This is a genomic window from Archangium sp. (assembly GCF_036388035.1).
Taxonomy (GTDB): Bacteria; Myxococcota; Myxococcia; order Myxococcales; family Myxococcaceae; genus Archangium.
On record NZ_DASVSO010000564.1, the window covers coordinates 22,642 to 29,833 of the forward strand.

Below are 7,192 nucleotides of genomic sequence, written 5' to 3' on the forward strand. Positions count from 1 at the left end.
TTCATGCCCGGCTGGTGCCCCTGGAAACGGCCAGGGGGTACACGGTGTTTGCCTTGTGTCCGACGTTTTCCGGACTTCGGCCTGCTCACTGGTGGTCGGAGCGACCCGGGTCAGGACGCTCCCCCCTGGCGTCCAGGCCGGGGCACCCTATCTCACCCAAGCATCCACCCAGGCAGGCGGATGTGTGGGTGGTGCCGGGGCGGGGTCGGTCCGGGGGGATGTCACGATGAAGTACATCATGGCGGTGGGGTTGTGGATGGTGGCGATCGGCACCTGCCAGGTGGTGACACTGCCCCAGCAGGTGGAGGAGCGGGAGGAGGTCTCCGCCTCCGAGCTCTTCGGCCCGGACGCACTCACGGTGATGACGCGCAGTCTGTCCACCGGAGTCGCCCTGGAGCGGGTGCTGGGGGCGCCCACCGCGGCGGAGCTGCCAGCGCGGACCGCGGAGGCCTTCGAGGCGCTGCGTCGGGCGGATCTCTCCACCCGGGCGCGGCGGCTGGCGGATGAGATCCAGTACGCCCGGCCGCACCTCATCGGGCTGCAGCAGGTGGCCGAGGTGCGGCTCCAGTCTCCGGGAGACTCCATCTTCGGCGGCACCCGGCCGGCGGAGGCGCTGTACCTGGACGTCCTGCCCGTGCTGCTGGGCGAGCTGGAGGCCCGCGGGCTGCACTACCGGGAGGTCGCCCGGGTGAGGAACGCGGACGTGGAGCTGCCCCTGCTCGCCAGCGCCGCGCCCTCCTTCGATGACGTGCGGGTGACGGACTTCGACATCATCCTCGCGCGGGCGGACGTGGACGTGAGCGGAGTGCGCGCGGGCAACTACCTGGCCCGCCGGGAGCTGCGCCGAGCCGACCTCGGGCCCGTGGATCTGCCGCGCGGCTGGGCGTCGGTGGTGGCGACGGTGAAGGGCCGGACGTACCGCTTCGTCAGCACGCACCTGGAGCCCGCGCCGGACGAGGCCGGACTGCGCGTGCAACTGGCGCAGACGGAGGAGCTGCTCGCCTCGCTGCGCCGCGAGTCCCTGCCGGTGGTGCTGGTGGGAGATTTCAACACGCCGGCCAACCTGGGGCTGATGGGGGCGCCCACCTACCGGGAGCTGCTGCTGGCCGGCTACGTGGACGTCTGGACGCGCCGCATGGGGCAGGCGGCCTGGGGCAACGCGGCGGAGGCGTCGCTCGGGATGCCCACGCTGGAGGAGCGCCTCAACCTCGTCCTGGTGCGTCACCCCGTGACGGCCGTGCCCCGGCGGCTCGGCCCGGTGCAGGCCTACGTGGTGGGGGGCTCGCTCGGGGAGCCTCGGTTCGGGCCGTGGCAGTCGGAGCTGTCCGGGGTGGTGGCGCGCCTGCGGATGCCCCTCGCCGCGTCCGTGCGCAACTGACTTCCGCGCCCCTACTCCACCTGGAGGAGGGTGACGCGCTTGGGGTTGAACTTGGGGATGGCCTTGCGGTCGACGAGGTCCACCACGTCGAACTCGAGCGGTGGAAGGATCGGCGGCGGCTGGAAGGTGAAGCGGTAGACGCTGCGGAGGGAGTCCTGGTGCCCCACCACCTCGGGAGGCGGAGCCGGCAGTGACGCGGCGGCGGCGCGCAGGTCGGCGAGCACCTCCTCGTCCATGCGCGGATCGCACGAGGGGAAGCGGATGGAGACCTCCTGGAGCCGGCCCGAGGGCGCCTGGACGAGCCGCAGCTCCACCTCACAGGCGCGGCCCGACCTGCGCCGGGCGGACGTGTCCTTGGCCCGCCAGGCCGCGAGCAGCACGTCCTGGAGCTGGCCGAAGTAGGCGTGGACGAAGCCGCTGCGCACCTTCTGCTGGGCCACGAGCTCGCGCACCATCTCGCCAGGGCCCATGGGCGTGGGCGCGCGCAGCCGGGTGCCCGGCGCGCCGGTACCTGGCTCCGGAGACGAACCCGGGGACCCCTGCGCGGAGACCTCTGGAAGCGTCCGGGGCAGCAGCGAGCCGGTACGCAGGAGGAAGTCGGAGGCCTGGGCGCGAGGTGCCGAGGGAACGTCCGAGGCCGCGGAGGCGGAGGCCTCGGAGTCGGTGGAGGCGACAGGAGGCTCTGGCGCCTGGGGCACCGGGGCTGACTGGGGCGCCTGCGCGCGCTTCGGAGGCCGCCGGGTCGGAGTGGCCGCGGGAGGAGGCGGAGCGGGAGCCCAGACGACCGGAGCGGAGGGCCGGATCACCTCGCGGATCTCCATCTCGACCACCTCGGGAGCGGGAGGCGCGCGGGGCGGAGCCTCCTGGAGCCACAGCCCCCGGAAGAGGAAGACGTGCAGCACGACGCTCGCCGCGAGGGCAACGAAGAGAGGCAGGCGGGAGCGGGAACGAGCCACACCGCATCTTCCGACGAATCGGAGGCGCGGGCTACAGTGGCGAGCCGTGAGTGTCCACCCGGGAGTCCTGGTCGCCGAGCAACCACACTACCTGCCCTGGCTGGACTTCTATGAGCAGGTGGCGAGGGCGGACACGCTGCTGGTGCTGGACAACGTGCAGTGGCTGCGACGGGGCTGGCAGCGGAGGGCACGCATCGCACTGCCGCCGGGCGCTCCCCTGCCCGCTCCCACGGAGCCCGCCTTCCAGTGGCTGACGATTCCGCTGGAGGGCGCGCACCGGGACACGCACATCTCGGAGCTGGCGCTGGACACGGGCCAGCCGTGGACGCGCAAGCACCTGGCGGCGCTGACGATGTTGTACGGGCGGAGGCCCTACTTCCGGACGCAGGTGCTGCCGAGGCTGGAGGCCTTCTACGAGGAGGCGGCGAAGGAGCGGGGCCCGGGCTCGCTGCTGCGCACGCTGCTGGCGAGCATGGCGCTCTTCTACGAGCCGCTGGGGTTGAAGCCGAGGGTGCAGCTCGCCTCGACGCTGGACCGCTCGCACCCGGACAAGACGGGGCGGCTGGCGTCGTACTGCACGCAGCTCGGGATGGACACGTACTACTCGGGGGTGGGCTCGGTGTACCTCAAGCCGGGCCCCTTCCGGGACGCGGGGGTGCGGCTGCTGTGGCAGAGGTTCCGCTACCCCGCGTACGACCAGGGCCGCAAGGGCGAGCGCTTCGTGATGGGCCTGTCCATCGTGGACGTCCTGTCGAACGTCCCCGTGGACGAGGTCCGCCAGTGGCTCGAGCCCTCCCCGTGGGGCCCCTTCGCGAAGCCCCCCGCCTGAGCCGGCGCCTCAGCGCGCCGGGCCATCCTTGTCGAAGCGGACGAAGTAGCTCTTCACCGCGGAGTCGATGAGGTCCGCGTCGAGCTGCGGCGCCATGCCCCGGTAGTAGGCCATGTCGATCATCTGATCGAGCAGGTCGCGCGGCTGGCACGCGGCGAAGCGGCGGCCGACGGGCTTGTAGTGCGTGTCGATGAGGTACTGCACCATCTCCGAGTCATAGGGCACGCCACGCTTCTGGCACATGACCTCGAAGATCTGGTGGAACAGGTCCTCATCCGGCGGCTGGACCTCGAGCTTGTAGCGGACGCGGCGCAGGAAGGCGTCGTCGACGAGGGCGCTCGGATCCAGGTTGGTGGAGAAGGCGGCGAAGACGTCGAAGGGCACCTGCACCTTCTTGCCGGTGTGGAGGGTGAGCATGTCGATGTCACTCTCCAGCGGGACGATCCACCGGTTGAGCAGGTCCTTGGGGGAGACCTTCTGCCGGCCGAAGTCGTCGATGAGGAGCATCCCGTTGATGGCCTTCATCTGGAAGGGAGCCTCGTAGTACTTGACCTCGGGCGAGTAGACGAGGTCGAGCATCTCGAGCGTGAGCTCACCGCCCACGACGACGAGGGGCCTGCGGCAGCGCACCCAGCGCCGGTCATAGGTCTGGGAGCCGGGCTCCTCCTCGACGGGCTTGTGGATGTTGGCGTCGAAGATGCGGACGATGAAGTCGTCGATGAGGATGGCGTGGGGGATGAAGATCTCCCCATCGAAGCAGTTGACCATGCCCTGGCAGATGGCCGTCTTGCCGTTGCCGGGGGGCCCGTAGAAGAAGATGGCGCGACCCGAGTTCATGGCGGGGCCGATGCCATCGAAGATGTAGTCGCGGATGATGAGGTCGCCGAACTTGTCCTCCATCCGCTGGCGGGTGATGCGGTTGCCGCGCACGGTCTGCTTGCGCACGGCGTCCACCCACTCCTGCAGGGAGACGGGAGCGGGACCGTTGTAGCGGTTGCGATCGAGGATCTGCCGCAGCACGTCCGTGGCGAACGTGGTGAGCTGGTAGATCATCGTGGACTTGCCCACGCCCGAGCCGCCACCGCCGCGGATGTCGATGTACTTCTGCCGGCGCAGCCCCTCGAGGATGTCGTCGACGATGGAGGTGGGCAGCTTGAGGCGGTTGGCGATGTCCATGCCCCGCATCTCGCCGGCGTAGAAGATGGCCTTGAGGATGAGCTCCTCGACCATGGAGCCGGTGAGGCCGGTGTCCGCGAGCGAGCGCGGCTGGGTAGGCCAGAAGCGCGGGCCGGTGGCCCCTGCCCCCTCCGCGGCGGGGACGGCCCGGCGCGACTGGGTGGAACCGGTGGGCCGACGCTCGGAGGCCATGGCGGGAGCGGAGGCGGAGCGACGCTCGGAGGGCACGGGGGGAAGCTCCGTGCTCGGCACGGGCGGAGCCAAACGCCGCTCCATGGGCACCGGGGGCATGTCGATGCTCGGCACGGGCGGGGCCGCGCGGCGCTGGGGCTCGACGACCCCGGAGGGCATGTCCATGCCCGGCACGGGCGGGGCCGAACGCCTCTCCATGGGGACGGCCGCCAGGTCCATGCTGGGCACGGGCGGACCCGAGCGCCTGTCGGCGGCCACGGGAGGGAGCTGCTCCGTGGGGAGCTGGGCCATGCGGCGCTGCTCGGGGCTCGCGGGGCGGCGCTCGAGGAAGGGGCTGGGGCCGACGGGACGACGCTCGGGGGCACCCTGGGCCGGAGGCCGCGAGGAGGCACCTGGGGCGGTGGGAACCGAGCCCGCGGGCACGCGGGGCCGTGGAGGCGAGGAGAGCACATTCCCAGCGGGCGTGGAGCCCTCCCTGGGAGCGTTGCCGCTCGTATCGGTCTGGTACTCGGGGGGCTCGAATCCGGGGGGAGTCGCCCCCGGCCTCCGCTGCTCGGCCATGCTTGCTCCGGGTTGAGTCGGACGAGTCTAGCAGGAAGTGGCCGGGAGACTGTTTCCGGTGGTGAAAAAGGGGGGCGCGACGAGGGCTCCCCGGGTGCCGGCTCGGTGCTAGCTTGCCTGGTATGAGCTTCTTCCAGGAACCGCCGAGCCTTGGAAACCAGTACGACGACGACGCGCTGCTCCGGAGCTACCTCGCCCGGGTACTGCCGCCGGAGATGCGGGCCGGGCTGGAGGGCGAGTTCCGCGAGCTGGGCGAGCTGGGCGGCAAGCACTTCTACGAATTCCAGCTCAGGGACCGACTGAACGAGCCCGAGCTGACGCAGTGGGACGCCTGGGGCAACCGGATGGACCACATCGAGGTGTCGCCGCTGTGGAAGGAGGCGGAGGCGCTGGCGGCGAAGCGGGGGCTGGTGGCGGTGGCGTACGAGCAGAAGAGCGGCGAGCTCTCGCGCATCCACCAGTTCACGCTGAACTACCTAGTGCAGCCGTCGCTGGACGTCTACTCGTGCCCGCTGGCGATGACGGACGGGGCGGCGCGGACGCTGCTGTCGCTGGGGAACCAGGAGCTGATCCAGCGCGCCCTGCCCCACCTGACGTCGAGGGACCCGGCGACGTTCTGGACGTCCGGGCAGTGGATGACGGAGCGGACGGGCGGCTCGGACGTGGGGCTGACGCAGACGGTGGCGAGGAAGTCGCCGGAGGGGTGGAGGCTGTATGGGACGAAGTGGTTCACCTCGGCGACGACGGCGCAGATGGCGCTGACGCTGGGGAGGCCGGAGGGGAACGGACCGGGGGGCAAGGGGCTGGCGATCTTCTTCGTGGAGACGCGGGGGGCGGACGGGAGGCTGAACGGCATCAGCATCAACCGGCTGAAGGACAAGCTGGGGACGCGGAAGGTGCCGACGGCGGAGCTGACGCTGGACGGGACGCTGGCGGAGCCGGTGGCGGGGCTGACGGATGGCATCCGGAACATGGCGTGGATGCTGAACGTGACGCGGACGTGGAACGCGATGGGCGCGACGTGGAGCATGCGTCGGGCGCTGGCGCTGGCGAGGGACTACGCGAGCAAGCGGGTGCAATTCGGAGCGCCGCTGGCGGAGAAGCCGCTGCACGTGGACACGCTGGCGGGGCTGGAGGCCGAGTTCCACGGAGGCTTCCTGCTGGCGTTCCGGGCGGTGGAGCTGCTGGGGAAGCTGGAGGCGAGGACGGCAACGGAGGAGGAGCTGCTGTTGCAGCGGTTGGTGACGCCGTTGGCGAAGCTGACGACGGGGCGGCAGGTGGTGCACGTGACGTCGGAGGCGGTGGAGAGCTTCGGCGGAGCGGGCTACGTGGAGGACACGGGGCTGCCGAGGATCCTGGCGGACGCGCAGGTGCTCTCCATCTGGGAGGGGACGACGAACGTGCTCTCGCTGGACACGCTGCGGGCGATGGCGAAGGGGGGCTCGCTGGAGGCGCTGTACACGGACGCGGAGCGGCGGCTCGGGGCGGCGAAGGACGCGGGCTTGCGGCCGTGCGTGGCGGCGGCGCACGAGTCGCTGGAGAAGGCGCGAGCGTGGGTGATGAAGTCGATGGAGAACCCGGCGCGGGTGGAGGCCGGGGCGCGACGCTTCTCCCTGACGCTGGGCCGCACCTACGAGCTGGCACTGCTGGTGGAGCACGCACAGTGGTGCCTGGACAACGGGCACGGCCCGAGGGCCATGGCGGCGGCGCGGCGACTCATGCGCAACGGCGTGGACCTGATCGCCGACATGGACCTGGACGACGCGCGGTTGCTGGTATCGTAGGTCACCCCATGGAGCAGGACACCTCGGCCCATCTCATTGAGAGGGAATGGAGATGGGCCGACCCTGCTCAGGGCACTGGATCGCCACGCTCTTCCGTCTGTGCTCCAGCTCGCGCGAATCGAACCATTTCCTGAAGGATGGCGGGTTGGTCGAGCACGTCGTTGTGGTGCCTGCCCTTGAGAATGCGTGTCGTGGCGCTCGGGAACAGCGTTCCCAGCCGCTGTCCCATGTCCACGGGAATGACCTCATCTTGCGTCCCGTGGACGATGAGCACGGGCAACTTCAGCCCGGGCGCCTTGGCCGCGTTGTCGAACGG

The 7,192-nt window shown here is 70.8% G+C and carries 5 protein-coding genes and 1 pseudogene; 3 read left to right on the forward strand and 3 right to left on the reverse strand.

What is annotated here, in order from left to right:
• Positions 1-226 precede the first annotated feature (226 nt).
• The gene (locus tag VF697_RS22770; RefSeq protein WP_331098331.1) at positions 227-1,378 is read left to right on the forward strand and encodes an endonuclease/exonuclease/phosphatase family protein; all 1,152 of its coding nucleotides are present in this window, start codon (positions 227-229) and stop codon (positions 1,376-1,378) included.
• Between the two features lie 11 nt (positions 1,379-1,389).
• On the opposite strand, the gene VF697_RS22775 is transcribed toward VF697_RS22770, so the two are convergent.
• Positions 1,390-2,334: a TonB C-terminal domain-containing protein gene (locus VF697_RS22775; protein ID WP_331098333.1), complete on the reverse strand. Its 945-nt coding sequence runs from the start codon at positions 2,332-2,334 to the stop codon at positions 1,390-1,392.
• A gap of 46 nt (positions 2,335-2,380) precedes the next feature.
• On the opposite strand from VF697_RS22775, the gene VF697_RS22780 reads away from it, so the two are divergent.
• The gene (locus VF697_RS22780; RefSeq protein WP_331098335.1) at positions 2,381-3,163 is read left to right on the forward strand and encodes a WbqC family protein; all 783 of its coding nucleotides are present in this window, start codon (positions 2,381-2,383) and stop codon (positions 3,161-3,163) included.
• A gap of 9 nt (positions 3,164-3,172) precedes the next feature.
• On the opposite strand, the gene VF697_RS22785 is transcribed toward VF697_RS22780, so the two are convergent.
• Positions 3,173-5,092 (reverse strand): ATPase, encoded by a 1,920-nt coding sequence (locus VF697_RS22785; RefSeq protein ID WP_331098336.1) that lies wholly within the window; start codon positions 5,090-5,092, stop codon positions 3,173-3,175.
• A gap of 122 nt (positions 5,093-5,214) precedes the next feature.
• Between VF697_RS22785 and VF697_RS22790 the strand changes: the two genes are divergently transcribed.
• On the forward strand, positions 5,215-6,876 hold the full coding sequence (locus VF697_RS22790; protein WP_331098339.1) for an acyl-CoA dehydrogenase family protein: 1,662 nt from the start codon (positions 5,215-5,217) through the stop codon (positions 6,874-6,876).
• A 67-nt stretch (positions 6,877-6,943) separates the two neighbouring features.
• On the opposite strand, the pseudogene VF697_RS22795 reads toward VF697_RS22790, so the two are convergent.
• Positions 6,944-7,192 (reverse strand): annotated as a pseudogene (locus VF697_RS22795) (alpha/beta hydrolase); the annotation flags it as partial.

What these genes read in the sequence shown, in the direction of transcription:
- VF697_RS22770 (WP_331098331.1), top strand. Translation starts at nt 227, where the DNA reads ATGAAGTACATCATGGCGGTGGGGTTGTGGATGGTGGCGATCGGCACC.
- VF697_RS22785 (WP_331098336.1), bottom strand. Translation starts at nt 5,092, where the DNA reads ATGGCCGAGCAGCGGAGGCCGGGGGCGACTCCCCCCGGATTCGAGCCC.
- VF697_RS22790 (WP_331098339.1), top strand. Translation starts at nt 5,215, where the DNA reads ATGAGCTTCTTCCAGGAACCGCCGAGCCTTGGAAACCAGTACGACGAC.